This window comes from Arhodomonas sp. AD133, from assembly GCF_051195215.1.
Taxonomy (GTDB): Bacteria; Pseudomonadota; Gammaproteobacteria; order Nitrococcales; family Nitrococcaceae; genus Arhodomonas.
In genome coordinates this window covers 1-26,811 of the sequence record NZ_JBNAZM010000057.1, presented here as the reverse complement: position 1 = coordinate 26,811, position 26,811 = coordinate 1, and the positions used below count along the sequence as shown (strand labels likewise).

Sequence of the window (26,811 nt, the reverse complement as noted above, 5' to 3'; positions counted from 1 at the left end):
ACTAGTGCAGTCGTTCTTCCGTCACCCGGCCTGCCGATACACAATCGAACCTGACATTACTTTCTAAAAGATTAGTAATGGTGGTGCTGATGGCCATGGATGGTGTCGATCTCTTGGATTGTGATCATTAGGCGCCCCCGCGCCACTGGCGTGGCGCGGGGGCGCGTTAGTGGTTCATTCCGCTATCAAGCTTCCTGGTCGTAGAGGGCGTCTTCCAGCTCGCGCACGGCCTGTTCGTAGCCCTTCTTGCCACCGAAGGCCTTGATGAGCTCCATAGGGGAGCCCAAACGCGAAAGCGGATCCAGGTTCAGGACCTTGGGGTCCTCGATGGGCTCAATGCCGGCATCCGTGTACTTCTCCAGGAGTGCGTCGAGTACCTGGCGCGCTGTCTCGCCGTACTGGCTGAAGTAGTTCTGCTTGCGCACGTTCGCGGCCCGCTCCTTGCGGCTGAGCGGCGGCTGATCGTAGACAATGTGGCAGATGACGTCGAAGGGATCGGGCTCTTCGCCCAGGGCGTTGCCCACCTCCTGGATCAAGTCGTCCCAGAAGACGCCCTGTTCGGCCAGCTCCTCGATGATGGCCTGCTTGCGGTCCGCGCGATCCCAGCGCTTCAGGAATTCGTCGAGAGAGGCGTACTGTTCCTTGACCCGCTTGCGGGTGTAGTCCTTCAGGCTCTCGGTGATCAAATCGCCGTTTGCGTCCAGATACTGGACTCGCTCGGCCAGGATTTCCACTTCCACGTCGTCAACGACGTAGCGCTTGGGGCCTGACTCTCCCTCCCCCGGACCACCGGTATCGAGGTCGCTCCAAGGGCCCCAGGCGTCATCGGCATCCCAGGGGGTGTCCGGTTCATCCTCAGGCACTCCCGGCCCGCTATCATAGGCTCCCCGCTCGTCGCCCACGCCCGGCGGGTCCATCGTTTCGTCGGCCGCCGGGTCATCCGGCGATACCGGTTCGTCTGGCTTTGGTTCGTAGACCTGGACGGGCTCGCCGTCGAAGTTGGGGTCGGCGAACAGCTCGGTGGCTTTCTTGAAGTCGAGGATGGTGAACCAGTGCTTGTTGTAGTCCTCGTTGATCCGGCTGCCGCGGCCGATGATCTGCTTGAACTCCGTCATGGAATTGATGCGGCGATCCAGGACGATGAGCTTGCAGGTCTGGGCGTCCACTCCCGTGGTCATTAGCTTGCTGGTGGTGGCGATCACCGGATACCGCTCTTCCGGGTTGATGAAGTTGTCGAGCTCCGCTTTGCCCTCGGCCTCGTCGCCCGTGATGCGCATGACGTACTTGCGGTTCTCCGAAACCCGCTTGGGATTCAGGTTGACCAGTGACTCGCGCATGCGCTCCGCGTGATCGATGTCCTCGCAGAAAACTATGGTCTTCTGGAAGGGGTCGCTTCTCTCCAGGAAATCCGTGATTCGGGCGGCGACTGCCACGGTGCGCTGGTCCAGGACCAGCTTGCGGTCGAAATCCTTCTGGTTGTAAATGCGGTCCTCGATGAGCTGGCCGTGTTTGTCGGTCTGGCCCTGATAAGGACGCCAGCCCTGTACGTCCTTGTCCAGGTCTACGCGAATCACCTTGTAGGGGGCGAGGAACCCGTCCTGGATGCCCTGCTTCAGGGAATAGGTGTAGATGGGCTTGCCGAAGTAGTCGATGTTGGAGACCTCTTTGGTCTCCTTGGGCGTAGCGGTAAGGCCGAGGTGCGTCGCATTGGAGAAGTAGTCGAGGATGCGGCGCCAGGAGGACTCCTCCGCCGCACTGCCGCGATGACACTCGTCGATGACCACGAGATCGAAGAAATCGGGGGAAAACTCTCTGTAGATGTCCTTTTCTTCCTCGTTCCCGCTGACTGCCTGGTAAAGGGCAATGTAGATCTCGTACGACTTGTCTATGGTGCGGTTGGTGACCTTGGTCATGGCCTGGCCGAACGGCCGGAAGTCATTGTTCCTGGCCTGGTCGGCGAGGACGTTACGATCCACCAGGAACAGGATCCGGCGCTTCTGCTTTGCCTTCCAAAGCCGCCAAATGATCTGGAACGCGGTGAAGGTCTTTCCGGTTCCGGTTGCCATTACTAGCAGGATGCGGTCCTGGCCCTTGGCTACCGCCTCCACGGCGCGGTTTATCGCTACCCGCTGGTAGTAGCGCGGGATGCGGCCGCTCCCATCATCGCAAAATGGCTGTTCCACCACCGGCCGGGCAGAGCCGGGGATCCCTTTCCAAAGACAGTACCGATCCCACAATTCGTCGGGGGTCGGGAATTGATGGAGGGTGAGCTGGGTCTCGGTCTTGGCGCTTAACCCGGTACGGTCGTGGAAAAGAAAACCGTCGCCGTTGCTGGCAAATACAAAGGGGACGTCCAGCGCTTCGCCGTAAGCAAGGGCCTGTTGCATACCATCACCAAGGGTGTGCTTATTGTCCTTGGCCTCGATCACGGCGAGCGGCTGATTCTTGCGATAACTAAGAAGATAATCGGCTCGCTTCTTCTTTCCCCGCGCATGGAGCCGACCGCGGACGATCACCCGTCCGGCCGTAAAGGATACCTCCTCACGGATCTGCGTCTGTATGTCCCACCCCGCCTTCTCTAGTGCGGGCGTGATGTACTTGGTGCAGATGTCCCGCTCGCTTAGTGATTTCTTGTCAACCATCCCCAACCCATGCGCCGATTTCGGTGTTCTGACAAGGGCTATGCGCGCTAAGGCTTCGCAATCCCAATAGCGCCTTTCCGCCGCGTCTCATGAGGCCACAGTTGTCACTGCACCTCGGTGCCCATCTGCTCTCCCCTATCACTGTGGTGCGCCAGCCGCGGTGTATCGCCGAGAGAGCGTTGATGCAGCGCTGTTCCAGGGCGCCTCGGTGTGCAGCGTGCTGGCAACCCGCCAGCCAACAATGCGTCGGGCATAGGCGTCGATGACGAGCCGTAGCTGTCCTGGTGCTCCAGCACCATCTGGACCGCCCGTTCCCGGACCTCGGGGGAGCGCTTCACCGTAGAAGACGGTGAGCACCGTGTGCGGCACCTTCTGGTTTGCAAATGACGGCGACTGGTTCCACCGAGGCATGGAGCGGCTGGGTGGCGACAATTACTCCTCCAGCACTTCTACGCCACCATCAGGAAGCGTACGCACCAGGCGCCCGCGTTCGTCGTAACCCACAGTGCCAGTTCTCTGGCGCAGCTCGGCAAGGAAGTCATCCTTGGCTTTGCTCGGCGCATCCATCGCCTCTCCCAGCAGATCCTCGAAAATCTCCCGCTCGGCCGCCGTCAGATCCTCCGGATCGAAGCGCTGCTCGAGCGCGGCACGCACCCGATCCAGCGTGAACCCGGGCGTGGTCTCGACAGCGCGTCCGAGCTTCACCCAGTGCTCGATCTGGCCACTGACCGTGCGGTTATACACTCGCGCCTCTTTGCGCGCCTCTTCCACCAGCTCGTCCGGCAAGTGTACTGAAGTACTAGTCATACCACCCTCCGTGTGAGTTGCAGATGAACCACAGGCTACCATCAGGGGCGTGAAATGAGGTCCCGGTGGCTACGGCCATCGCCCATCAGCGTTCGGAGGACGCCAGCGAACGCCAGCCAGTGCGCGCACAACCGCGTCGATTCCGTATTTCAGTTCGCGACCATGCGGACTCTGCCCCGTCCGATCTTGAGCTCGCGCCGCATGGACGCCCCGGAGAGTTCCACGTACCGGCTTGTGGGGACCTGCCTGGATTCGCGAGCGTTGTACTGCCGCGTGTGCGGATCCGAGATGACCTCGCGGCCGAGTCGCTTGGCCACTTCGGCGACAACGCTGCTTAGCCCTCCTTCGGGAAGGAGTCCCCACTTAGCCGTGAGCGCCTCGCCCGTGCATAGATTCCTTGCCCAATACGCACAAGCGTACCCTCCTCCTGCAAGCGAGTCAGGGCTTTCCGAACCGCTTCCGGACTTGCACTGACGGTGAAATCGCGTCGTAGAAAGATGCGTTGGTTGGTGCGGTGCTGACCAAGCTGGAACGACGGACGGGCGAAGACATCGCCATCGATGAGGACATCCAGCGGCTGTTAACGATGCCCGAAGATCAGCCGCTGGCCGAGGTGACGCCACGGCCGCCTCAACGTCGGGCCAACCTGTACCTTGCCGATGGCCGCCGGACTATGAAGGTCACGCCAATGCCGGTCATCGTTCCCACGGCGGATCCCGACACGATGCTGCCGGTGAGCATTGACCAAGTGCAGCCTCCGCAATTCGATCCCTGGCGCTTGCCACGTGCAGACCGTCGAATCGATCCTCAACCTCTACTGAGGAGTATGCGGATTCATCGCTATCTGCCCGAAGATGGGGATTCGCTCTACTCCCGCGGCGGTTGGCAGGCCAAGCTCAAGGAGGACGTACAGCTACAGCAGCGCCTACGTGAGCTTGTGGGTGACAGGCCTGAGACGGTGGCTGCGATCACCGATGCGGTCGTTGAGGCGGTTAACCGCCACCATGGTTGAGCGTGCCATGCCGGGCTTTGTCATTGCGCCGGCCAAGTCCCGTCACATCGCCCTACTCCCGTGTAAGACGGGACCTCAGATTCCTTTACCGCTCCGCCAGGCACGCCAGTACGGCAAGGCTATCGAGTGCAGCTTTGTCACCGGCACTTTGTGCTATGGACGTCCGTGACGCATTCGCGGCCGACACCGAGCCGCTGGATCCCGCTTGGCGGGCGCCCGTCCTCGTGGCCACCTGATATTTCGAATGTCGGTCAGGCGGACGGTTGGCAAGCAAAGATCTGCCCATAGCCTTCAATATCGTCGTTGACGTTCGCCAATCGAAGCGCCCGCCAGAAGGCCACCTGGTTTGCTGTCAGAACCGGTCTTCCAAGCGTTTCTTCAAGTGCTTTCACTGCGCCAATCGCGCGCAAACCGCCTCCTCCGATGAACACTGTTTCGGCGGCATCGGGTACGTGCTCGCGAACCCAGTCGTAAACATTTTCCATTCCGACGCTCATTGGATTCGGGGCAAGGTCGGTCGCCGATGCGGAAAACGGTACCTGGATACCGAGGTCCCGGAAGTATGTCGCTCCCTTCTCGCTCAGCTCGGCTGGGAACCACGGCGGATTGATCAATGCCAGGCTCTTGGCCCCGAGCGCTTTCAGTGCCAACGCGGTCGCTTGACACGGGAGAACCACAGGGATGCCCCCTGACCGCTGTTCAAGCCGTCGCCGAAGCGCATCGTCTCCCTTGGGCCCGAGCAAGTACGCGCTGCTGGTAAATGCATAGGCGATCGCGTTGAGCGGCGCACGTGCAAGCAACTCCACCGCCACGTCGACATCGGGCGGTTCCGCGAACGCACGCACGGCATCCAGCCCGATCGGTGGTGGCTCCGGTCCCCTCTGCCAGCCCAAGGGAACTCGCGCGGCGTGGACGGATACGCCTTTCGGCGACAACGCGTGAAACTCGCCTTCCGGCACGATGTCGGTGTGCGGTGTAAGCAGTCCGATTCGGGCTCGGTAGCCCCAACCATCTGACTGCCACTCAGGTAGTCTGGACATCTTCTCCTACCTGTTTTCGAAATAGCTCGGGTCGATTCTGTTGCCAGGCCTTGAGGGTCTGCACCGACGTTCGGTGATGCAGCACGCGCTGCGGAATGTGGTGGTTGTTGATCCGATTGTAGTCGCGCAGCGTCTGCTCGAGGCCGGCGGCTGCATCGTTCCACATAGTGGCGACGCGGTAGGCGGCTCGATGTCGCGGCATCGCAGTTCTCCTAGGCGAACTCTTCCACCTTGTCAGCTTCTCTCATGGCAGGCACATTGGATTGTATAAAATATATGATCGATATGGGCGAGGAGTACTGCGATGAACGGGCAACACGTGATCTCGATCCCTGAGCTGACCGCCAGGGTCGAGGCGATCTTTCGCAAGGCGGGCTTCAGCGCTGAGCATGCCGACGCGCTGAGCCGTGTGCTGGTTGCCGGCGAGCGCGATGGCTGCAAGTCGCACGGCATTTATCGCGTCGAGGGCTGTCTGCGTACGCTCGCGCGGGGCAAGGTCGTGCCGGATGCGGTGCCCGTCGTCTCTGACGAGGAAGGTGCCATCGTGCGGGTGAACGCCGGCGGCGGCTTTTCCAACGCCGCGTTCGAGGCCGGGTTGCCGAAGCTGGTCGAGCGCACGGGGGCATTGGGCGTCGCCGCGATGGTCGTCAACGACTGCACCCACTTCGCGGCGCTTTGGCCGGAGATCGAAGCGATCACGGAGCACGGCTTGGCTGCGCTGGCGATGTGCCCCAGCTATGCCACCGTTGCCCCTGTCGGCGGGTGCGAACCGCTGCTGGGCACGAATCCCCTCGCCTTCGGGTGGCCACGCGCCGGCCACCCGTTCGTCTTCGACTTTGCGACCAGCGTGGCGGCCCGGGGCGAGATCGAACTACGCCGCCGCGCGGGGGAGTCCCTGCCGCAGGGATGGGCTTTGGGGCCGGACGGCAGTCCCACTCGGAATCCGGAAGAGGCGCTTGCCGGGGCGATGCTGCCCTTCGGTAGCCACAAGGGCTCCGCGATTTCGACCATGATCGAATTGCTGGCCGGGGCGATGATCGGTGACCTCACCAGCCGCGAGGCGCTGGACTGGCTGGGCGATACGTCGCTTTCCCCCAGCCATGGCGAGCTGATCCTGGCCTTCGATCCCGCACGTTTCGCCAACGGCCGTGAGGGCTCGCCAGAGGCCCGGGCGGAGATGCTGTTCGACGCGATAGTCGGACAAGGTGCCCGTCTCCCCTCCCAACGGCGTTTCGCGGCGCGGGAGGTGGCCGAATCGAACGGGATCGTCCTGACGGCCGAAGAGAACGCCCGGCTCGAACGGCTGGAGCGGGAGGGCCTTGCTGCTGTGAGCTGATCCGGCGACGTTTCGGACGCCCTGTCAGCGTCAAAACGAGTGCTCCGGATGTTACTAATCTTCTCAGAAGTATTGTCATGCGTCAGCCGGACTGTGCGCCGATGGGGCAAGGCACGAGGCGCTCCGTGTAGCCGGGCTACACAAGCGGTGAGCAACGCAGATCCCATCGGCGCACAGTTCGGCCCAAAGGGAGCGCCACAGCGACCCGGTGGCGGCGTTGCGCTCGCTTGACGTGACCCAGCCACGCCGGCGCGAACGCGTCTTGCCCCCGGGCCGCTGTGGCGCTCTGACGCATGACAATACTTCTGAGAAGATTAGTAGTGTCCCGGAATACGAATTCGTGTTCCAGGACACTCCGGTATAGCGCCCCTTGGCAGCCCCACGCTGGAATGCACAACGACCGCACCACTACCATCGCCACGCTGTTTGTCGTCGGGACCGGATGCCTGTGGGGCTTCTACTGGCTGCCGGTCCGACGGTTGTCCGACCTCGGCCTGTCAGGGGCCTGGGGCACGTTGGCAATCGTCTTGGTAACCACCCTTCTGCTGATACCCTTTGCCTGGCGGACACGGCAGCGCTCTGCGCACTCCAGCGCGCAAGCACTCGCGTGGGTCGCGCTGGGTGGCTTCGCGTTCGTGCTCTACTCGGCGGGCCTGGTTTACGGGCGCGTGGCGATTGTCATCCTGCTGTTCTTTCTGACCCCGGTCTGGAGCACGCTGATTGGCCGCTACGTGATGGGCTGGCCGACACCGTGGCTCCGCCTCGGCGCCATCGTCGTGGGGCTCGCGGGCCTTGGATTCGTGCTGGGGGCGGACGGTGAGCTGCCGTTTCCCCGTGGCCTGGGTGACTGGCTGGGGCTGGCCTCGGGCCTGCTCTGGGCGATTGCGACGACGGGTATTCGCTTCCGGCCGGCGGTGCAACCGGGTAGATCGGCCTTCGTCTTCGCCCTCGGTGCCAGCATCGGCGCGGCCGCGCTCGCGCCGATGCTGGAGCCTCTGCCGAGTCTGTCGGCGGGATCGATCGCCCCGGCGCTTGCCTGGACGCTGTTCACCGGCAGCGTCTGGTGGGGATTGTCGGTGGCCTGCCTCATGTGGGCAGCCGCACGGCTGGAGCCCGCGCGCGTGGGCATCCTGCTGATGACCGAAGTGCTCGTGGGCCTGGTCTCGGCGGCGGTGATCGCCGGTGAGCTGCTGAGGCCGCTGGAGGTAGCCGGCGGCGCGTTGGTGCTGTTCGCGGGGGTACTCGAGGTATGGCCGATGGGGCGGAGTCGCCCGCGCAGCGCCGCGTGAGGGCAATCACGGCAGGCGGCCCGAGTACCGTCAGTGATCAAATCGAACACAGGGTGAATCTCGGGCGCGCTGTCGAAACTATGCCCGGGTTCACGCTTGACCGGGTGCGTGCCGTGGACGCGTGGCGATGCCTTTTTCGCTCGCCAAGGCAGGGCTGGAGACGCTAGCCGGGGCGCGGGTGAACGCGCCCCGGCTAGCGCACCGTTGCGGCGGGTGCACGGCGCCCGAAACCAGCGAGAGCGGCTGGTCCTACTTCACGCCGGGGAAAAGCGTGACCGTACCGGTAACGACTTCGCCGTCGGCGTTCGCGGGGATGTCCTGCGGTGCCCCGACGACGGCCATGCCCTCCTCTGCTGCGACGGCGGAACCGAATTCGTCGTAGGTGTCCGACGCCGCCGGTGACAGCCGGGTGTTCAGACGCCATCCCTCCGCCCCCGGGGTGAATGCCCAGACTGCACCGGAATCGCGTCCGGGATGATCGAAGCGGGGCGCGCCGACCAACGCCACACCACCCGCGAGGGCGACGGCGTGTCCGAACTGGTCCCGGTCCGCCGGTTTGGGGGCAGTGAGCTTGGCGACCTCGTTCCAGCGCCCGTCGGCTTGCTCGAAAACGTAGGCCGCCCCTTCGTCGCTGCCGCCGAGGTCGGCGAAATGCGCGCCGACCAGGGCCCGGTCTCCGGTGAGTGCCACGGCGTCGCCGAAGCCGTCCCCGCCGGCGCCATCCGACGGCGTCAGCCTGGCAGCCTGCTGCCAGCCGTTATCCCCACGCTCGAAGACGTAGGCGCTGCCGGTAGTCTCCTTCGTCCGCACGTTACCGCTGGCGCCCACCAGGATCCGGTCGCGGTCCGCGGCCACGGCGGAGCCGAAGCGCTCGCCGGCCGCTTCCGGCGTCAGCGTCGCCACCTTCGTCCAGGCACTTTCCCCGCGCTCGTAGATCAGCGCGACGCCCGAATCCGTGCCGGCGGCATCCGCCCCCGGCGATCCGACAACGGCGACCCCGTCGTCCAACGCCACGGCGACACCGGTCATATCGTTCTTGCCGACCGTCTCGCGCCGGAGCTTCGCGACCTGGGACCACGCGTCGCCATCGCGCTCGAAGAGATAGGCCGCCCCCTCGTTCAGCTCCGAGAGCAAGACACCCGGCGCCCCGACCAGAACGGCGTCGTCGCTGACCGCGACGGCCGCGCCGAATCCGTCGGCGAGCTCGCCGTCGGTTGCCTGGAGCATCGCCACCGGCTCGGCGCCGTCGGCGGTGCCGTCGAACAGGTAGACCACGCCGACATCGTCGCGCTCGAGATCCGTGGACGACGCCCCTACCGCGATCCGGCTACCGTCGACATCCACGGCCGTACCGAACAGGTCGCCATCGGCCGCGTCTGCGGCCACGAAGGTCGTGGGCGATGCAGCCATCGCGGCGAACGGAACGGTGAGCATTGCGGCAGACAGGAGGGGACGCACGCGCGCCAGGGGCATGGAACGATTGTGGATGGACATGACGTCTCCGATAGAAACCTGGGTTCTCGTTGTTTGTAGACGCCGAGTCTTACCGGGGCCTTACTGTCTCCGAGTACTATGGCGGACCGGCTGCCGCATCAACGCCGCCACAGCCATCTCGGCGACGTCAGTCCCGAGGCCTTCGAGCAGGCCTCACAATGAGGCGCCGGGGTGTTCACGGGAGCGGGGGAAGTCCACACCTCCAACTGCCGAACAGGGTTCTTAGCGGCCGTCGGAACTTCCTTCTAGTGAGACATGCACAAGTAAGGCCGCAGCATCGGCAGCCGCAATAGCATATTCAGGGTCGGATCGGACGAGGACCTCAATCAACGCGCCTTCATAAAGCAAGAGCAATTGCTGTGCGCAGAGCGCGGCATGAGGCACTTCTTCGGCCTCCAACTGCTCCCGGAACAACGCCTCGACCGCTGTCTTGTGCGTCGATGCGATTTCGAGCGCGGGATGGCCCGGCTCGCTTCGCACCTCAGCCACCGCTCTCAAGAACAGGCAGCCCTTCCATTCGACCGATCGGACACGTTCGTGTAGTGCCAAGAAGAAGTTCCTGACCCGCCCCACCACATCCCCGTCGCCGGCCAGTGTCCGCCGAAGCATGGCGAGCGTTGGCTCGTGACGGTCTTCCAGGTAAGCCGATACCAACTCGTCCTTGGATTTGAAATGGTAGTAAAGGGTGCGCTTGGTTACGCCCGCCTCTGCCGCTATGGCGTCTACGCCGATCTTTCTTATGCCTTCGTCGTAGAAGAGCTTGGCGGCTGCTCCGATGATGGCATCGCGTGTTTGACGTTTTGATCCGTTCATGCTGCTATTATACCGACCGGTATACATGACACAACATGGGGGTGTGTGTTGTCGGTGCATTGTCGTCGGCTAATGTATACCGACCGGTAAGGTTATGTTGGAGTATGACGATGACCTCGAAGCCCGTCGCCCATCCCTCTTCCAGCATTCGCGCGTTCGGTGTTCTTCTTGCCTGCGCCTGCCTCATCTCGCTAATAACGTTCGGTGTGCGCTCGATCTTTGGGTTGTTTACCGATCCCGTCTCCGGTACGCACGACTGGAGTCGTGAGGTCTTTGCCCTTGCCATTGCGCTACAGAATCTGTTTTGGGGCATGGGTCAGCCCTTCGCTGGCGCGCTAGTCGATCGATATGGGCCTATCCGAGTGCTTGTAGCGGGAGGGTTCGTGTATGCACTGGGCGTCGCTTCAATGGCGTTTGCCAGTGCACCTTTGGAATTAAATCTTGGGGCCGGCGTGCTTGTCGGCCTGGGGATGGGAGGCGCTTCCTACATAACCGTACTCGGTGCTCTTGCCAGACTCGTCCCTGAGTCGCGCCGTTCTTGGGCTCTCGGGCTCGCGACTGCGGCAGGTTCTCTAGGACAGTTCGTTTTCGCCCCGCTCGGACAGGGGCTGATTGACGCTTACGGCTGGCAGCGAGCGGCAGTCTTGCTCGCCGGTATTACTGGCCTCGTGCCCCTGTTGGCGCTCGGTTTCCGAAGTCAAGCTGACCGTCCAGATAGTAGCTTGTCCCAAGAGCTGGATCTAGGAGTCGCCCGCACCCTGCGCTCTGCGTTTCTCCACAGGAGCTATGTGCTGTTGCTATTCGGGTTCTTCGTGTGCGGATTCCAACTTGCGTTCATTATGGTCCATTTGCCGCCATACTTGGCCGATCTTGGCGTAAGCACGTCAGCGACAGGCTGGTCGCTTGCCCTTATTGGTCTGGCCAACGTAGTTGGGGCCTACAGCTCGGGGGCTCTCGGCACGAAGCACAGCAAGCGGGCGATTCTCTCGTTTATCTACTTCGGACGTGCGGCCCTGATCGCGTGGTTCATCTTGATGCCTCCAAGCGTCGCCGGATTGATGTTCTTCTCAGTCGCTATAGGGCTGTTATGGCTCTCGACCGTGCCAGCGACATCTGGACTGGTCTCCGTTATGTTTGGTACCCGCTACATGGGTACCTTGTTTGGCGTCGTATTCTTTGTTCACCAACTAGGATCGTTTTTTGGGGTGTGGCTCGGCGGGACGCTATTCGAGCGCACAGGTGGCTATGAACTCATCTGGTGGATCGTGGTGGCCTTGGGGGTCTTCTCGGGCCTTGTGCACCTGCCAATTGTTGAGAAGCGAGCCTCGGCATTCGACCCAGTTACCGCTACGTAGCCGCCTCATGAATTACGAGTCGGGGTAGCGAAAAGCTAGATCATCGTGGTCTCCACGAGGCTGCGGCATTGGACAGCACAATGCTGACCAACGTCCCGAGTCAGTGGTCCCGATGGTCAGCGCGCGTTGCGCTCTTCATCGAGCCATTGACGGAGTTGGTGAAGAAACGGAAGAGCCTCGGTGAAAGCCTGACGGCCGAAGGCGGCCTCCACTTGCGCCAGCTCCGGCCGCAAGGCTTCCAGGCAAGCTGTGTGCGCTTCGCGACCTCGTGGGGTAATCGCGACCTGTTTGCTCCGGCGATCTTCACTGCTGGGGGTAATTTCCACCAGGCCGCGGGTCTCCAGGCGGTTCAACGTGTTGGTAATAGCCGCCTTTGTCACCTGAAATGCCTGAGCCAGTTGCACGGGCGTTGCCGGATAAGGGCGACGGACGAAATGGTTCAGGACTGAAAAATGGGACATACGCAGGCCGTCGGGCAGCGCGCGTTCCATCTTCGTCTCCGTGAGCTGCGCGATGATGCCGATCTCGTTGAAGACGGCGAAGACGTCAGGCAGGGCGCCCTGTCGCGTATTGGGTTGTGAGTTTTTCACCATCACGTGCGGCGTATCTTCTCTTCTACTGGCCAACGGGGGCTTGGCGGAACAACTGGGCCATACCCCAGACGGCCCAGCATCTGTACGCGTCGGGGTGAGGCGACGCTGAGCTTGTCATGAAGATCGGCATATGTCCCGGACATTTGTGGATACTCCTGCAATGCCTGGCTGACTGGATGCAGCGCGAGCCCCAGTTCCGTGGCCTTCATATTCAGCCGCAGCCATGCGCGTCCGGCCGAGAGCTGGTTCAATCGATCGTTTTCTTCGCCAATCAGCCAGACGAACGCCGGCGTGTTCGAGAAAATCTCCTCATACTTCGTGAGGGTCCGTTGGTATGAGGTCGAATCGGGATTCGTGGAGTCCTCCTTGCTGAAGACGCCCAACCGATACAGGAGTTCGGGCATTGCTCCGCGAATATCGATACCGTCGGGATTCGCTTCGATCTCGGCTTTGCCGATGCGCAGCAGCTCGATGCTTTCGGACCAAGCCTCCGGCGTGCTCATCTCCACCTGCCAAGCCCGCCAGGTGAGTTCCCGGAGCGTGGCAACCTGCGGGCTCTCCGTCGATACAATCGTCTCGATACCCGCTGTGTCCACCGCGTTCACTAGCGCGTCTGCTTGAGAGGTCGAGGGTCGATGCTCCGGGTCGAACGGTGCTTTTACACTGCGTCGGTCGAGGACCTGGGCAAACAGCGGATCAGGGGTTGCGGAGCCGGTCGGGAAATGAATTGCCGCGACGGGACGGTCGTCGAGTCTGTCACCGGGGATGCCCTGTGGAAAGCGTTCGGTCTCGACCGTAGCGCCGTCTTCCGCCGCAGCCTGACGCAGCAGCTCAAGGAAGCACCCAAGGCCGATGGTGATCTGACGGTCGAACGGATCCGTTTCCGGCAGTAAGCGTGTCCGATCGACATAGAGCGTAGCCGTCCCAGGATGGTCCAGATTGACGATCCACGGCTGCTGATTGTGCGGATTCGGGGCAAGGATTGCGTAGGAGAGCGCCCGAACCCGGGTATCCGAATACGCTTTGCCGGCAAGGTCCCAGGGTTTGAGGGCCTCGTCCGGCCGTCGAGTCAGCACGAATCCCGCGCCGCCGGTGGCTGAGGCAGCCACGATGACCGCGCTGGTACCGGCGATACGGAGAAACTGTCTGCGATTCATCAGCATAACGAGTCTTGCACCTAGTTTAGCGTTTAACCATTGTAGTTAATCGCTAAACTAGGTGCAATTACGGAGCCCGCAGCCAGCCGTGAGGGGTTGCCGTAGTCGTTGATCAGCCCTGACGACCCGATAGACCCCACCGAATATCGCGACCTGGTCCTCCAGTGCGATGTCCTTGCCCGTGTCGGCCGTGCATTCCTCAAGGACAGCCGTCACGTTTTCGTTCCAGAACCCGTCGAGGAGCGGCTCGGCGGTAGTTAGCGTCCAGCGGATCGGGGGGAACCGGTGGAATGGATGCCTGCGACCTCCCCGTATTCTGCGATCACCAGCCGGCCATCACTGCTGGTCAGATACCCGTGAACAGCAGGTCGACCGCCGCGACGATCGTCTCCCGTTCGTCGGCCAGCGAGGCGACCGTCTCGCCCAAGGTGGGGCGGGATACAGCGGCCAAGTGCTGGGTGGCCAACAACATAGGTTCGCCGTCAATGTGGAATAGCGGGTTCAGGGTCGTGATCGGCTGGCCGTACACACCACTCAGGTATAGGGGGCCACTACGATCGTATCCAACTGCAGGGTGAGGTCCGACTGAAGCACAACGACATGAGTCGGGTCTCGGCCCTTGTTGACGACAACATCGAATTGCCGCATCACCACACCTTGTTCCGGTCGCCGAAGCAGCCGCGTTCGGCCACCCTAGCGTTGTGCTCCTCGATAGCTTGAGCGTTCTCCTCCAGCCAGGCCTGCTCCCACGCAGCCCGGACGGCCTCCTGCAGGCTCGACTCCACTTGCCGGGAAAGGTTGATACCGAGACGCCGAGCCTCTTTGACGAGCTCCTCATCCAGGGAAAGGTTCACAGCCTTGCGCACGACTAGATCCTCAACCGGTATAGGCTCAGATTATGCGCATACATGATCCGCATCAAAGGTAGCCCCCACTCGGCTACATGCGGATTCACAGCGGGTGCAGGTGGTGCTCCGTCATGGGATCGAGGCGTGACCGGGGTACGCCTGTACTCGCGCACCGCTGAAAAGCTCACCGGCCCGTCAATTACCGGTATGGTGCGGCGGGCTACCCGCCGGGAAGAATGGTCTGCACTCAGGCGGCCTGTCGTTCACCCTCTTCCGCGGTTGCGGCAGTGCTGGTCGACGAATCGCTGGCTGGGGCCAACGAAGCCCGGAACCGCCGCAGGCGCAGCGAATTCGTGAGCACGAAGATGCTCGACAGGCTCATGGCACCGGCGGCGACCATCGGATTCAGCAGAATGCCGCTTAACGGATAGAGCACTCCCGCCGCCACCGGAATCAATGCGACGTTGTAGCCGTAAGCCCAGACAAAGTTGAGGTGGATGGTGCGACGAGTACGCCGCGCCAGCTCCATGGCATTGACGATGCCCCGGAGGTCGCCGCGCATGAGTACCACGTCGCCGGATTCGATGGCGACGTCCGTGCCCGTGCCGATGGCGATGCCGGTATCTGCCTGGGCCAGTGCCGGTGCGTCATTGATACCGTCCCCCACGAAAGTGACTCGACCGCCCTCGCCCTGCAACCGGCTGACCTCGGCGGCCTTCTGGTCCGGCAGCACTTCCGCCATGACGCGGTCCAGCCCGACGTGGCGCGCGATCGCCTCGGCGGTCGTGCGGTTGTCGCCAGTCACCATCGCCACTTCCACACTCAGCCGCCGCAGGGCGTCGATTGCTTCTGCACTGCCGGCCTTCAGTGGATCGGCAACGGCGGCCACCGCGAGCAGATGGCCGTCAACGGCCGCGTACACTGGCGTCTTGCCGTCTTCCGCGAGGGTGGACACGCGCTCCGCCACGGCGGTTGTGTCCACACCTATGCGGGCCATGTACCGGTCGGCACCCACATGCAGAGTCCGTCCCGAGACCTCGGCCTCCACGCCGTAGCCGGCGACCGCCTCGAATCGATCCACCGTGGGCAGAGTCAGCCCTCTCGCCCGGGCGCCGCGGACAATGGCTTCGGCGATGGGGTGCTCGCTTCGGTTCTCCACGGCGGCGATCATGGCAAGGGCGTCGGCTTCGCTGCCGTCCACCGCAATGAAATCGGTGAGCTCCGGGCGCCCTTCGGTAAGCGTTCCGGTCTTGTCGAACACCATCGTATCCGCACGCGCGAGGCTCTCCAGGGCGGCGCCGCGGCGGAACAGTACGCCCATTTCCGCGCCCTTGCCGGTGGCGACCATCACGGCGGTGGGCGTCGCCAGACCCATGGCGCAGGGACAGGCGATGAGCAGGACGCTGACACCGGCGACGAAGGCGAAGGAAAGCGCCGGCTCCGGGCCGACACCCAGCCAGATGCCGAACGTCACTGCCGCGACGACCATGACGATGGGCACGAACACGCCCGCCACCTTGTCCGCCAGAACCTGGATCGGCGGCTTGTCCGCCTGGGCCTGCTCTACCATGCGGATGATCTGGGAGAGCACGGTGTCCGCGCCCACACGGCTGGCGCGGAAGATCAGAGAGCCGTTGTTGTTCACGGTGCCGCCGACCACCTCGTCACCGGCGGCCTTGCTCACGGGAACTGGCTCGCCGGAGATCATGGACTCGTCCACGTAGGAGTGGCCTTCAATGACCTCGCCGTCCACGGGCAGGCGCTCGCCGGGGCGCACCATGACGGTGTCTCCGGGGATTACGGCCTCGATGGGAACCTCGGCGGTTTCATCGTCCCGAATGACACGGGCGGTCTTCGCCTGCAGCCGCATGAGCTTCTTGATGGCCGCCGAGGTCCGGCCTCGCGCGATATGCTCGAAGTAGCGGCCGACGAGGATCAGCGTGACGATGACACCTGCTGCCTCGAAATAGCTGTGGGCGGTGCCCTGCGGAAAGATCCAGGGAACCAGCAGTGCCAGCAGGGAATAGAGGAAGGCCGCCGAAGCGCCCAGCATTACCAGGCTGCTCATGCCCGGGCTGAGATGCTTCAGCTCCGCCCAGCCCTGGCGGTAGAACATGGCACCCGCGTAGAACTGGACCGGGATGACCAGAAGCAGCTCGAGCCACATCCAGCCGCGCTCCGGCATGAGGCTCAGCATCCCCTCGCCCATCACCGGCAGCATTTTGCCCATGGCGATGGTGACCAGGGGCACGGTAAAGAGTGCCGCGAATCCGACCCGGCGGCGTAGATCCTCCCGCTCGGGATCGCCGGCAACATCACCCTCACCTTCGCTGCTCTCCAGCGTTGGCTCGTAGCCGGCCTTGCGGATGGCCTCGGCAATCCGCGGCGGCGTGACCGTCTGTGGCAGATAGCGGACCATGGCCTTTTCGGTGGCGAGATTGACGCCGGCGTCCACGACCCCCGGTAGCTTTCGGATCGCCCTTTCCACCCGTCGCACGCAAGAGGCACACGTCATGCCGCCGACACCGATCTCCGCCTCCTGAACAACCGGCTCGTAGCCAGCGTTCGTGACGGCGTTGAGTATCGGGTCCAGGCCTTCGGCGGATTCGTCCAGGGTTATCTGTGCGTTTTCGGCGGCGAGATTCACCTGCGCTTCGACCACACCGGGCTGTTTGCCGAGCACGCGCTCGACGCGCTTGACGCACGACGCACAGCTCATGCCCTTTACGCCGAATGACAGTTCCTGATCCATGACCCGCTACCCTTGTGCCACTCCGGGGTGCCCCGCCATGCACCGACGGGAAAGCGAAAAGCGCACCCAGCGCTACTGCGCCCGCGCTTCGTACCCTTCTTCCTTGATGGCCGCAATGAGTGCGTCGACGTCGGGATCGCCTTCCACCACGACTTCCTCATCGGCACGGCTGACCTTTACCACGCGCTCGACACCGGGAAGCTCGCCGAGAGCCTCCTCCACCGCTTTCTCGCAGTGCCCGCAGGTCATTCCGGTTACCGTCAGGTTGATCATTACATTGTCCCCTCGTGTTGTTTGCCACCCCACCGGGGGTGGGGTTGAATGCCGTCAAATGATCATACTCTACGGCCATCGTGTCAAACCGGCGCCGGTCCGCAACGGCACGAATCCCGGGGCGTCCGGCGTCTGAAGAAGCTGAATACGAACGCGATCGACTCCGCCCTTGGGCCAGGATCAGCCATGGCAGGGCACCGAGCACGTGAACCTTGCGATCCCCCGCAGCAGCACCACTGCCATGAGGTGGAAGGCGGCGATCACCAGTCAGAACCGTAGATTGTCGCTCTGTCGCAGCGACAGCCGTTTCTCCCGGTCCATGATCAGATTTTCTCCTGCCGCAGCCTCAGGGCGTTGCCCACCACCGAGACCGAGCTGAACGACATTGCGGCCGCGGCGATGATCGGTGACAGGAGAATCCCGAGGAACGGGTACAGTACCCCGGCGGCCACCGGCACGCCCAGGCTGTTGTAGACGAACGCGAAGAACAGGTTCTGCTTGATGTTGCGCATGGTCGCGCGGCTGAGCCTGCGGGCACGGACGATGCCCATGAGATCGCCCTTGACCAGGGTCACCCCGGCGCTCTCCATGGCCACATCGGTGCCGGTGCCCATGGCGATGCCCACCTGCGCCTGGGCCAGGGCGGGCGCGTCGTTGATACCGTCACCGGCCATGGCGACGAACCGTCCCTGCTGCTGCAGCGCCTTTACCTTCTCCGCCTTCTGCTCCGGCAGCACCTCGGCGATCACCTCGTCGATGCCGAGCCGCTTGGCGACAGCCTCCGCTGTGGTCCGGCTGTCTCCCGTGAGCATGGCGATGCGGATGCCTTCCTCGTGCAGCGCCTTGATGGCCTGCGGCGAGGTCTCCTTGACCGGGTCCGCCACCGTCACCAGGCCCGCCGGTTTGCGGTCCACCGTGACGAACATGGCCGTCTTGCCCTCTGCCCGGAACGCTTCCGCGCGCTCGCCCAGGGCACTGACATCGATCTCGAGATACTCCATGAGCGCCCGGTTGCCCAGCGCCACGTGCTGCTCACCGATGCGGCCCTCGACGCCCTTGCCGGTTACCGACTCGAAGTCCGTATAACGACCGGGTGTCACGCCACGCTCTTCGGCGCCCTGAACGATGGCCGCGGCCAGTGGGTGCTCACTGCCCCGTTCCAGCGTGGCGGCCAGACTCAGCACCTGATCCTCGTCGAAACCTTCGACGGCCACCACGTCCTGCAGTCGCGGGCGCCCTTCGGTCAGGGTTCCCGTCTTGTCCACGATCAGGGTGTCGACCCGGCGCAGGGTCTGGAGCGCTTCGGCGTTCTTGAACAGCACGCCCACAGAGGCGCCTTTGCCGCTCGCCACCATGATGGACATGGGTGTCGCCAGGCCCAGCGCGCACGGACAGGCGATGATCAGCACTGCCACGGCGTTGATCAGCGCGTATGCCATGGCCGGCTCCGGCCCCCAGATGCTCCAAACGATGAACGTGATGATTGCGCTCAACACCACTGCCGGCACGAAATAACCGGCGACCACGTCCACCAGATTCTGGATAGGCGCACGGCTGCGACTCGCCTCGGCCACCATCTGCACGATCTGCGCAAGCAGGGTATCGCTGCCCACGCGCTCGGCCTTGGTGATCAGGGAGCCGGTGCCGTTGACGGTGGCACCGATGACCTTCTCGCCCTCGCCCTTCTCCACCGGAATGGGCTCGCCGGTGATCATGGATTCATCAACGGAGGAGCTGCCTTCGACGACCGTGGCGTCCACCGGCACCTTCTCCCCGGGCCGAACCCGGAGCCGATCACCGATCTGCACCTGCTCCAGGGGTACGTCCTCCTCGCTGCCGTCGTCGTTGACCCGGCGCGCGGTCTTCGGGGCCAGCCCCAGGAGCGCCTTGATGGCCGCGTTGGTGGAGCTGCGTGCCCGCAGTTCCATCACCTGGCCTACCAGCACCAGCGTCACGATCACGGCGGCCGCCTCGAAGTACACGGCCACCTGCCCGCCTTCATCCCGGAACGAAGGCGGGAAGATGCCGGGCAAAAGTGTGGCGATGACGCTGTAGACATAGGCCACGCCCACACCCAGAGCGATGAGTGTGAACATGTTGAGGTTCCAGCTCACGATGGAGCGGTAGCCGCGGACCAGGAACGGCCAACCGCTCCAGAGCACCACCGGGGTGGCCAGCGCCAGCTCGAACCAGACCCGGATGCCGTGCGGAACCATGGCGTCCATGTCCACGCCGGGGACGAGCCCGCCCATTGCCAGAATGACAACCGGCACAGTCAGCACCACGCCGACCCAGAAGCGCCGGGTCATGTCGCTGAGCTCCGGGTTTTCCGCCTCTTCAGCGGTGACCTGCCGTGGCTCCAGGGCCATCCCGCATTTCGGGCATTCCCCGGGCTCCTCCCGAACGATCTCCGGGTGCATCGGACAGGTCCACTCGGTCCTGGTTGCCGGGACCTGCGGTGTCGCGGGCTCCAGGGCCATCCCGCACTTGGGACACTCCCCGGGCCGGTCCGAAACCACCTCCGGATGCATCGGGCAGGTGTAGCCGGCATCGGCAGCGTTCCCAGCACGACCCTGCGTCGCCGCCGACACTGGTCCGTGGGTCGGGTCATGTGACGATTCGTTTGCGTCTCGACGCTGGTCCATAGGAAGGTCCCCGTCTGCTCGGTGCCCCACCCCGGGTGGGGTATATGTTCCGCCAAGCTACTCGGTGCCACTTTGCAGGTCAACGGTGACTACTGCGCTTACGCGGCACCGCGGACGGCATTGATGGCTGGCGCGCTTTGAAGTGGTATGCAGACGAGGCGCGGAAGCGCCGTGGAACTGACCCTGCCGGTGAATCATTCGCTGCCGGACGCCCCTTGCTGGGACGTTCTCCGCGGCTGTCGAGGATGTTCCACTCGTAGCCACCGAAAACGTACCCAATGCTAGAACGCCTTTTCCCTCTCGGTGCTGACCTCGGTCAACTAAACCAGTGGGCCCGGAGTCTGCACTCCGGGCCCACACTGCCTATGAGTCGTGCCCTGCGCTTTCGTTGTCGTCTTCCGCGTGGGCGACTTCCTCGCCGTCGGAGCCATCGAGGATCGCTATCTCACCCTTCATGCCCGCTTCGAAATGCCCCGGCACGTTGCATCCGAACAGGAAAGCCTCCGTCTGCTCGAAGGTCCAGATTACCTCCTTGGTTTCCCCTGGCTTCAGCATGACGGCGTTGGGGTCGTCATGATGGCGCATGCCGCCCTGGCTCATGAGCTCAGCCATTTCGCGGCGATGCGCCTTCTGTACTGCCGGCGTGCCGAGGGTGAAATCGTGCATCGTGTTCCCCGTGTTGGTGACGACGAAACGCACCGTCTCGCCGGCCGCCACCTCCACTCTCTTGCGGTCGAAATGCACGTCGGCTGCCGAGATCTCCACGGTGCGGTCGACTTCGGAGGCCTTGCCGGGATGGCCGCCGACGAAATCGCGGCCGTGCCCGGCGCCATGGCCCGGTCCGGCCCATGCCGCTCCCATACCCAGGTAACCAATAGCGACCAGTGCGGCGCTTGCGATGCGAGAAGTCTGTTTCATGTCTGATCCCCTTCAAATTCCACAAAAAACGCTACGATCTTCGTCAGCCGGGCCCTCGCCATCGGCACTCGCGCACCCGTGCCCATGTCCGCGGGGTGTTGAATGCCCTTGGGTCAGCGTCTGCAACGGGCACAGCACCGACCGGTGGCGCGGATTGGGCGCGGGTTCCCGAATTCGCGACGGTCGATTAGCTGGTATACGGAGACAGGCGCCGGTTCACGCTTTACGCCTGATGACAGCCCGTGCGGCCGGTCAACGGCTTGAGGCGGAACCGGATGGGGATATCAGAGCCGCAGTCTCGCGGTTCTGATATAGGTAGGTACGGAATTGGAAGGTGTTGCGGTTGTCGAGCCGAGGTGCGTTGACTCTCGCGCGGGAGCCGTTGACGTTGCATCAACCGTTACGGGCAGTGCCGGTTGATTGGGATCGCGGTCGGGTGCCCGCGAAGTGACGAGCGCGGACAGCACGCTCTGGTCGCAGCCCATGACTGCACCGGGGCCGTGCACGTCGTCCCGATGCGTCTGCGAGGCATGGGGGCGCTGAGGATGGATATCCGTAATGCAACTGGCTGCACTGACCTGTCCGACCAGTAGCGCCAACGCGACCAGGACGACGTCGATTCGCCGCAAAGGCCCGGCTGCCCCCCTGCCAGTTTCCCCAGCGTGTTCGATGGCTCGCATTGCCCCCAATGCTCTCGAAGTCCCGACAGTGCCCGCCTGATCCACGTTCCTGCGTGGCCGTGTTCAGTCCTTCTTGCACGCCTCGTCGTGCGACAGTCGTCATGCCGATTGGTTCACAGGCCTGCAGGATACCCCAGTGCAGCCGCCTCGAATACAGGCACGGTGATGGCCGTTACCCTGGGCATCGACGATGGTTGGCGCGTGAATGCCAATCCTGCGTCGTTGGATTTCCTGATCCTGACCACCGCCTCGGTCCGGGGTGGCGGAGACTGAAGAAATGGCGGCGGACGCCACGCATCCGCCGGGACGCACGAGTGGAATCCGCCTGGAGGGTGCCGCCCTCGAAGTCTACGAGGCCTCAGGGGCAGACGCACGCTAACGGTACTTGAGCACCTCCATGAGCTCGGCAACCATGGCATCGGCGTCGCCGCGCTCGTGCGCGGTGACCACATGGTTTCTCAGGTGGCTTCGCAGGACCAAGTCACCGACCTTGCTCAGGGCACCCTCTACGGCTTTGATCTGCTTGAGGACGTCAACGCAGTAGACGTGCTCCTTCTCGAGCATGCGGGTGATCCCTTCGACGTGACCCTTGACGGAGAGCAGCCGCCGCCGCGCATCCTCTCTGATCTCGGGATCCAGATGCAGACCGCAGGTGTGTTCCTCGTTGGTCATTACCAATGGCTCCGGCTCGTAGTTTGCGAAGTAGTCGGCATCGTCGTCGCGAATCCGGTTGAATCTCCCACCCCTGGCGGGATGGGCGAATCTAGCGCGGCAAAGACGTTCCGACAACATCCCTGCCCGGTAAAGCCATAGCGCGATACCGCCTATCCCCCGAGACGATCCCCCGTACCCACAGCATACGGCGCGGGGATCAAGCGGCATTCCTCGTAGCCTTGATCGTCATCAGGCCCCATAGCGGATTGATACGGTAGCGTTCGCTTTCGATGACAGTAAAACCGGTTTCTTGCAGTAGCCGTATACATGCTCCTTCGGAGTAAGTCCGGAAGAGCGCTCGGCCCCGCAAACGCAGATACCAATCGATTACGCGACACGCAGGATAGTCGTGACACCAGTCCGTGATGATCAGCCCTCCTCCGGGACGCAGCACGCGGGCGATCTCGTGAAGGGCGGTTACGGGCTGCTCGATGTAGTGGAACATATTGGCGGAAATCGCAATATCGAACGATTCTGACTCGAACGGGAGTTTCTCCGCCCACCCCTCGCGCAGCGGGATCGATGGCGAAAGCCTCCGGCGCGCGATCGCGAGCATCTCGGGCACCGGATCGACGCCGGCCAGCAACTCTGCAGCGTGTGTTGCCGACAGGCGATGGAGCAGGATGCCGGTGCCACATCCGATATCGATTATCCGGTCGTTCGCCCGCACCGTCAGCCGTTTCAGTGTCGCTTCCGTCGTCGCCTGGAGGTAAAACGACCACTTGCTGTCGTATTGCGCCGCAAGGCGGGAATACTCTTTCAGGATGCGGCTCCTGCGGCCGTGCCCTCTCCTTCCGCCCATACCGCGCCTACTACTGCAGCGTTTCCAACCGTGCTGATGCGCTTCCCCGGTGACCCTGTTCTCGCGCTCCCGACAGTTTGGCGCTCGTTGACCCCGCGGTACGCGCACGGACCCATCGAGATTGCGCCATTGCGTCGATGGTCCGGTTGACTTGAATCAACGGCGGGTTTTCAGCGGCAGCCGAGAATCGAGGGGTGGTTGCAGATCAGGCGACGGAGGAGCGACATGCGCATAACGACGAGACAACTGGCAATCGCGCTGGCTGCGATCGCTATCGGCCTTGGCTCGACGGCCAGCGCCGAGCCGACGGACATTACCGTGCGGGTAATCAGCCGTGACGCCAAGTTCATCGGAACCAGCATGGGGGGTGTCCAGGTGACACTCCGCGATGCCTACACCGGAGAGCTGCTCGCCGAGGGTAAGACCCGGGGTGGCACGGGAGACACCACGCGTATCATGAAGGAGCCCAGTGGCCGCAGCCCCGTTCTGGCCACGGAAGATGCTGCCGCTTTTCGTACCACGCTCGATATCGACCGCCCCCGTCTCGTTGAGCTCACGGCCCAGGGGCCGCTGGCTCAGCGGCAGTCGGCCAACCGGGTAAGCGCTACCCAGTGGGTGATTCCGGGGAAGGATCTTAGCGGTGGCAACGGCTGGATGGTGGAGCTACCCGGCTTCGTGGTCGATGTGCTCGCACCGCCGACACATCAAAAACGCTCCGGATTGCCCGCTGAGGTTACGCTCCGCGCGAACGTCACGATGATGTGCGGCTGCCCCATCGAACCGGACGGGCTATGGGACGCGAACGACTACGAGGTCGCAGCGCTGCTCTACCGCGACGGCGAGCGTGCCGGCGTGGCACAACTCGAATACGCCGGTGAAACCAGTCAATTCGCGGGCACTTTGCAGTTGGCCGAACCGGGCACCTACGAGGCGATCGTTTACGCCTATGACAGGGATAGCGGCAATACGGGGGTGGATCGGGTGACTTTCGTGCTGTCGCCCTAGTCCGCCACGTGGACGACGCGCCGAACGCATCCGCGTGAAGATAGCGCGCCACGTCAACCCTGGAAATGATGCAGGGATGTCCCAATTTGCCCGTGTGGCGAGGAAGCTTTCCGTAACGCCCTCATGCCTTCACGGTGGTTCGACGACGGACGCCGCGGGAGGTGGCCATGCCGACGTACGAGTACCGCTGCCGGAAATGCCATGAGCTTTTCGACCGCAAAGAAGGCGTCCGCGAGCATTCCCATGTCCACCCCAAGTGCCCGCGGCATTTGAGCGCGCCTCTTTTTTCGACCGTCTGGTTACGTGGCTCGAGGCTCCTTTGCTGCAACCTCAGGCCTGCGTTAACCGCTTGGCAGCCCGCTATGCTCAAATTGCTCGCGCACTCGACGCCCCTCATGCGCGGTTGCCGTTAGCGGTGGAGAATTTGCGCAGCGCGCGCCAATCCCGGCACAACGATCTTGACTGGTTGGCGCCATATAATCCGGTCGGTCGCTACCTAATTGGGGTGGCGGAGCTCGATTGGGCAGCTTGTGGACTCCAGGTAGCCGACCTGGAGGGCGCTCGTCGAGCCTTGATCGCGGCGGCGCAGTTGCGTGCGCAAGGCGTGTCGGCTCGGAATGTGCCGGCGCGATTGGGTGAGGTCGACCTTCGGAATCCTTATGCCGGCGAGGCATTCGGGGGGGATAGTGAAGAACAATCGGTCACCTTTGAAGGGATGTCTTCGCGCAGCAAGGGGAGTATGGCTCGTCCGTACTGATAGTGACCATGCTCTTCCTTCGAAAGGAGTCGCGCCGCCCGCGGCGATGGCGGCAGATTCTATCCGGCCCGATGCGGGGGTGCGATGAGTAGACTGCGGGACTTCGCCAAAACGCTGCTGGGCGATGTGGGCGTCGTATTCCTCGTTTCACTGCTCGTGGTTTCGGCGTTCGTGGCGGTGGCAGCAGCCTACCCGGCCGCGGTCGAGCGGACCGCGCAGCGTACCCTGGAGGCCACGGCAGACAACTTCGGCTGGCTGTACCTGCTCGCCACCAGCGGGTTCGTGCTGTTCACCATTACTCTGGCTCTGTCTCGCTTCGGGAAGATCCGTTTGGGTCCGGAGAACGAGCCACCGGAGTTCTCCTTCATGAGCTGGTTGGCCATGATCTTCTCCGGCGGCATGGGGGTGGGGTTGGTGTTCTGGGGTGTGGCTGAGCCCATCATGCACCTGAACGACCCGCCCCTGGGTATCGCAGAGCCGCGCACCGCCGAGGCCGCCCAGACGGGTATGAAGTACGCATTCTTCCACTGGGGCGTGCACCAGTGGGCAATCTTCGCGGTGGTGGGACTCGCCATTGCCTACGTCCGCTTCCGGCACAACAGCCACGGCCTCATCAGCGAGACGTTCCGGCCGCTGCTCGGGGACCGCGTGGACCGTGCCTGGGGGCACGCCATCGACATTCTGGCTGTCCTGTCCACGATTTTCGGCGTCGCCACCACACTCGGGCTCGGAGCGCTGCAGATCAACAGCGGCCTGGCGCGCCTGGGCCTTCTGCCCTATTCGACCGAGTCCCAGTTCCTCATCATGGCCGCGCTGGCCGCCCTGTTTATCGTCTCCGCGATGACCCCGTTGAAATGGGGCATCCGCCTTTTGAGCAATGCCAATATAGCGCTCGCAGCGGCACTGCTCGTGTTTGTCCTGGTGCTGGGCCCCACGCCCTTCATCTTGGGCGAGCTGACCCAGACCGCCGGCGAGTACCTCGGCAACCTGATTGAGATGAGCCTGGTCACCGCGCCCTACTCCAGTGCGCGATGGGTAGAGCAGTGGACCATGTTCTACTGGGCGTGGGGACTAAGCTGGGCGCCGTTTGTGGGCAGTTTCATCGCGCGCATCTCCCGTGGCCGGACGATTCGCGAGTTCGTCTTGGGCGTGATGATCGTGCCGGTGATGCTGAGCATGCTGTGGTTCGCCACTTTCGGCGGATCTGCCATTCACTTTGAGCTGTTCGGCGACGCCGGCATTGCCGATGCCGTGGCCAAGGAGGTACCCGCCGGCCTCTATGTGCTCCTGGACCAGCTCCCGGGTGGGAGGATCGCCGCGATCACCGCGATCCTCCTGGTGTGCATGTTCGTGATTACCTCCGCCGACTCGGCCACTTTCGTCCTCGGTATGTTCACATCGAAGGGCGTGCTCAACCCCACCCGTTTCGTGCGCGTTCTCTGGGGCAGCCTGCAGCTGCTAATGGCCGCCGTGCTCCTGCTCAGTGGCGGGCTCTACGGCCTGCGAACCGTGTCCATCATCGCCGCCTTTCCGTTCATGCTGCTCATGGTGCTGATGGCGTATGCCCTATACCGGGACCTCGTCCTGGAAACCCGACGGCTCGACGAGAAGGAGCAACTGCTGCGCGCGAGGCTGGAGCACCTGCTGTTGCGCGAGTACGAACGTGAGGCCGAGCGCCAGGCCGAGGAAGAAAGCCATCCGACGGTTCCCGAGGAGCCGAACGTGCCTGTTGAGCCGACTATGGAGCATGCAGGCTCGGTGACCGGCTCAGATGGCACCGGTGAACGGCGGCACTAGGACGGAGTTACTAATCTTCTCAGAAGTATTGTCATACGTCAGAGCACCACAGCGGCCCGGGGGCAAGACGCGTTCGCGCCGG

Annotated in this window: 24 protein-coding genes and 2 pseudogenes; 7 read left to right on the top strand and 19 right to left on the bottom strand. The window is 63.3% G+C overall.

What is annotated here, in order from left to right; translation table 11 throughout:
* Positions 1–185: 185 nt before the first annotated feature.
* The 4 genes and pseudogenes from hsdR to ACPEES_RS20335 form a co-directional block, all read right to left on the bottom strand.
* Positions 186–2,642, bottom strand: a complete 2,457-nt coding sequence (gene hsdR, locus ACPEES_RS20350; RefSeq protein ID WP_435105706.1) for an EcoAI/FtnUII family type I restriction enzme subunit R — start codon at positions 2,640–2,642, stop codon at positions 186–188.
* 125 nt (positions 2,643–2,767) lie between these two features.
* Positions 2,768–2,909: pseudogene (locus ACPEES_RS20345) on the bottom strand (IS3 family transposase); the annotation flags it as partial.
* 165 nt (positions 2,910–3,074) lie between these two features.
* Entirely contained in the window at positions 3,075–3,449 is a 375-nt protein-coding gene (locus ACPEES_RS20340; RefSeq protein WP_435105704.1) for a TA system antitoxin ParD family protein, read from the bottom strand.
* A 334-nt stretch (positions 3,450–3,783) separates the two neighbouring features.
* On the bottom strand, positions 3,784–3,948 hold the full coding sequence (locus ACPEES_RS20335) for a DUF6088 family protein (protein ID WP_435105712.1): 165 nt from the start codon (positions 3,946–3,948) through the stop codon (positions 3,784–3,786).
* 15 nt (positions 3,949–3,963) lie between these two features.
* Here ACPEES_RS20335 and ACPEES_RS20330 point away from each other — a divergent pair, with 15 nt between their 5' ends.
* Positions 3,964–4,461, top strand: coding sequence for a hypothetical protein (locus ACPEES_RS20330; protein WP_435105702.1), 498 nt, complete (start codon positions 3,964–3,966; stop codon positions 4,459–4,461).
* Positions 4,462–4,712: 251 nt separating this feature from the next.
* On the opposite strand, the gene ACPEES_RS20325 is transcribed toward ACPEES_RS20330, so the two are convergent.
* Both ACPEES_RS20325 and ACPEES_RS20320 read right to left on the bottom strand, forming a co-directional pair.
* Complete coding sequence (locus tag ACPEES_RS20325; RefSeq protein WP_435105700.1) at positions 4,713–5,501, bottom strand: maleate cis-trans isomerase family protein; 789 nt, start codon at positions 5,499–5,501, stop codon at positions 4,713–4,715.
* Complete coding sequence (locus ACPEES_RS20320) at positions 5,485–5,703, bottom strand: hypothetical protein (protein WP_435105698.1); 219 nt, start codon at positions 5,701–5,703, stop codon at positions 5,485–5,487. The genes ACPEES_RS20325 and ACPEES_RS20320 overlap by 17 nt, the downstream gene beginning before the upstream one ends.
* 102 nt (positions 5,704–5,805) lie before the next feature.
* Here ACPEES_RS20320 and ACPEES_RS20315 point away from each other — a divergent pair, with 102 nt between their 5' ends.
* Positions 5,806–6,837 (top strand): Ldh family oxidoreductase, encoded by a 1,032-nt coding sequence (locus ACPEES_RS20315; RefSeq protein WP_435105696.1) that lies wholly within the window; start codon positions 5,806–5,808, stop codon positions 6,835–6,837.
* A 389-nt stretch (positions 6,838–7,226) separates the two neighbouring features.
* The gene (locus ACPEES_RS20310; RefSeq protein WP_435105693.1) at positions 7,227–8,126 is read left to right on the top strand and encodes a DMT family transporter; all 900 of its coding nucleotides are present in this window, start codon (positions 7,227–7,229) and stop codon (positions 8,124–8,126) included.
* A 249-nt stretch (positions 8,127–8,375) separates the two neighbouring features.
* Here the strand turns inward: ACPEES_RS20310 and ACPEES_RS20305 are convergent, their stop codons facing one another.
* Together ACPEES_RS20305 and ACPEES_RS20300 are read right to left on the bottom strand one after the other, a co-directional pair.
* Positions 8,376–9,620 (bottom strand): FG-GAP repeat protein, encoded by a 1,245-nt coding sequence (locus ACPEES_RS20305; RefSeq protein ID WP_435105690.1) that lies wholly within the window; start codon positions 9,618–9,620, stop codon positions 8,376–8,378.
* A gap of 222 nt (positions 9,621–9,842) precedes the next feature.
* A complete protein-coding gene (locus ACPEES_RS20300; protein WP_435105687.1) occupies positions 9,843–10,433 on the bottom strand; it encodes a TetR/AcrR family transcriptional regulator in 591 nt (196 codons plus the stop codon).
* Positions 10,434–10,543: 110 nt separating this feature from the next.
* Between ACPEES_RS20300 and ACPEES_RS20295 the strand changes: the two genes are divergently transcribed.
* Positions 10,544–11,788, top strand: a complete 1,245-nt coding sequence (locus tag ACPEES_RS20295; protein WP_435105685.1) for an MFS transporter — start codon at positions 10,544–10,546, stop codon at positions 11,786–11,788.
* Positions 11,789–11,904: 116 nt separating this feature from the next.
* On the opposite strand, the gene ACPEES_RS20290 is transcribed toward ACPEES_RS20295, so the two are convergent.
* The 11 genes and pseudogenes from ACPEES_RS20290 to ACPEES_RS20240 form a co-directional block, all read right to left on the bottom strand.
* Positions 11,905–12,381: a MarR family winged helix-turn-helix transcriptional regulator gene (locus ACPEES_RS20290; RefSeq protein ID WP_435105710.1), complete on the bottom strand. Its 477-nt coding sequence runs from the start codon at positions 12,379–12,381 to the stop codon at positions 11,905–11,907.
* On the bottom strand, positions 12,381–13,544 hold the full coding sequence (locus ACPEES_RS20285; protein WP_435105683.1) for an Acg family FMN-binding oxidoreductase: 1,164 nt from the start codon (positions 13,542–13,544) through the stop codon (positions 12,381–12,383). Before ACPEES_RS20285 ends, ACPEES_RS20290 begins: the two co-directional genes overlap by 1 nt.
* A gap of 340 nt (positions 13,545–13,884) precedes the next feature.
* Positions 13,885–14,010, bottom strand: a complete 126-nt coding sequence (locus ACPEES_RS20280) for a CcdB family protein (RefSeq protein ID WP_435105681.1) — start codon at positions 14,008–14,010, stop codon at positions 13,885–13,887.
* A gap of 175 nt (positions 14,011–14,185) precedes the next feature.
* Positions 14,186–14,404: a type II toxin-antitoxin system CcdA family antitoxin gene (locus ACPEES_RS20275; protein WP_435105679.1), complete on the bottom strand. Its 219-nt coding sequence runs from the start codon at positions 14,402–14,404 to the stop codon at positions 14,186–14,188.
* 229 nt (positions 14,405–14,633) lie between these two features.
* On the bottom strand, positions 14,634–17,138 hold the full coding sequence (locus tag ACPEES_RS20270; RefSeq protein WP_435105677.1) for a heavy metal translocating P-type ATPase: 2,505 nt from the start codon (positions 17,136–17,138) through the stop codon (positions 14,634–14,636).
* A gap of 72 nt (positions 17,139–17,210) precedes the next feature.
* Complete coding sequence (locus tag ACPEES_RS20265; protein ID WP_435105675.1) at positions 17,211–17,411, bottom strand: CopZ family metallochaperone; 201 nt, start codon at positions 17,409–17,411, stop codon at positions 17,211–17,213.
* Positions 17,412–17,734: 323 nt separating this feature from the next.
* On the bottom strand, positions 17,735–19,831 hold the full coding sequence (locus ACPEES_RS20260; protein WP_435105708.1) for a copper-transporting P-type ATPase: 2,097 nt from the start codon (positions 19,829–19,831) through the stop codon (positions 17,735–17,737).
* Between the two features lie 54 nt (positions 19,832–19,885).
* Positions 19,886–19,942, bottom strand: a pseudogene (locus ACPEES_RS20255) (heavy metal-binding domain-containing protein); the annotation flags it as partial.
* Positions 19,943–20,419: 477 nt separating this feature from the next.
* Positions 20,420–20,974, bottom strand: a complete 555-nt coding sequence (locus tag ACPEES_RS20250; RefSeq protein ID WP_435105673.1) for a cupredoxin domain-containing protein — start codon at positions 20,972–20,974, stop codon at positions 20,420–20,422.
* 1,055 nt (positions 20,975–22,029) lie between these two features.
* Complete coding sequence (locus ACPEES_RS20245; protein WP_435105671.1) at positions 22,030–22,326, bottom strand: metal-sensitive transcriptional regulator; 297 nt, start codon at positions 22,324–22,326, stop codon at positions 22,030–22,032.
* Between the two features lie 199 nt (positions 22,327–22,525).
* Positions 22,526–23,170 carry a class I SAM-dependent methyltransferase gene (locus ACPEES_RS20240; RefSeq protein WP_435105669.1) on the bottom strand — a complete coding sequence of 215 codons (645 nt, stop codon included), beginning with the start codon at positions 23,168–23,170 and terminating at the stop codon, positions 22,526–22,528.
* A gap of 225 nt (positions 23,171–23,395) precedes the next feature.
* Here ACPEES_RS20240 and ACPEES_RS20235 point away from each other — a divergent pair, with 225 nt between their 5' ends.
* The 3 genes from ACPEES_RS20235 (at position 23,396) to ACPEES_RS20225 (ending at position 26,729) form a co-directional block, all read left to right on the top strand.
* Positions 23,396–24,175, top strand: a complete 780-nt coding sequence (locus ACPEES_RS20235) for a hypothetical protein (RefSeq protein ID WP_435105667.1) — start codon at positions 23,396–23,398, stop codon at positions 24,173–24,175.
* A 167-nt stretch (positions 24,176–24,342) separates the two neighbouring features.
* The gene (locus ACPEES_RS20230; RefSeq protein ID WP_435105665.1) at positions 24,343–24,588 is read left to right on the top strand and encodes an FmdB family zinc ribbon protein; all 246 of its coding nucleotides are present in this window, start codon (positions 24,343–24,345) and stop codon (positions 24,586–24,588) included.
* Between the two features lie 428 nt (positions 24,589–25,016).
* The gene (locus ACPEES_RS20225; protein WP_435105663.1) at positions 25,017–26,729 is read left to right on the top strand and encodes a BCCT family transporter; all 1,713 of its coding nucleotides are present in this window, start codon (positions 25,017–25,019) and stop codon (positions 26,727–26,729) included.
* Positions 26,730–26,811: the final 82 nt, after the last annotated feature.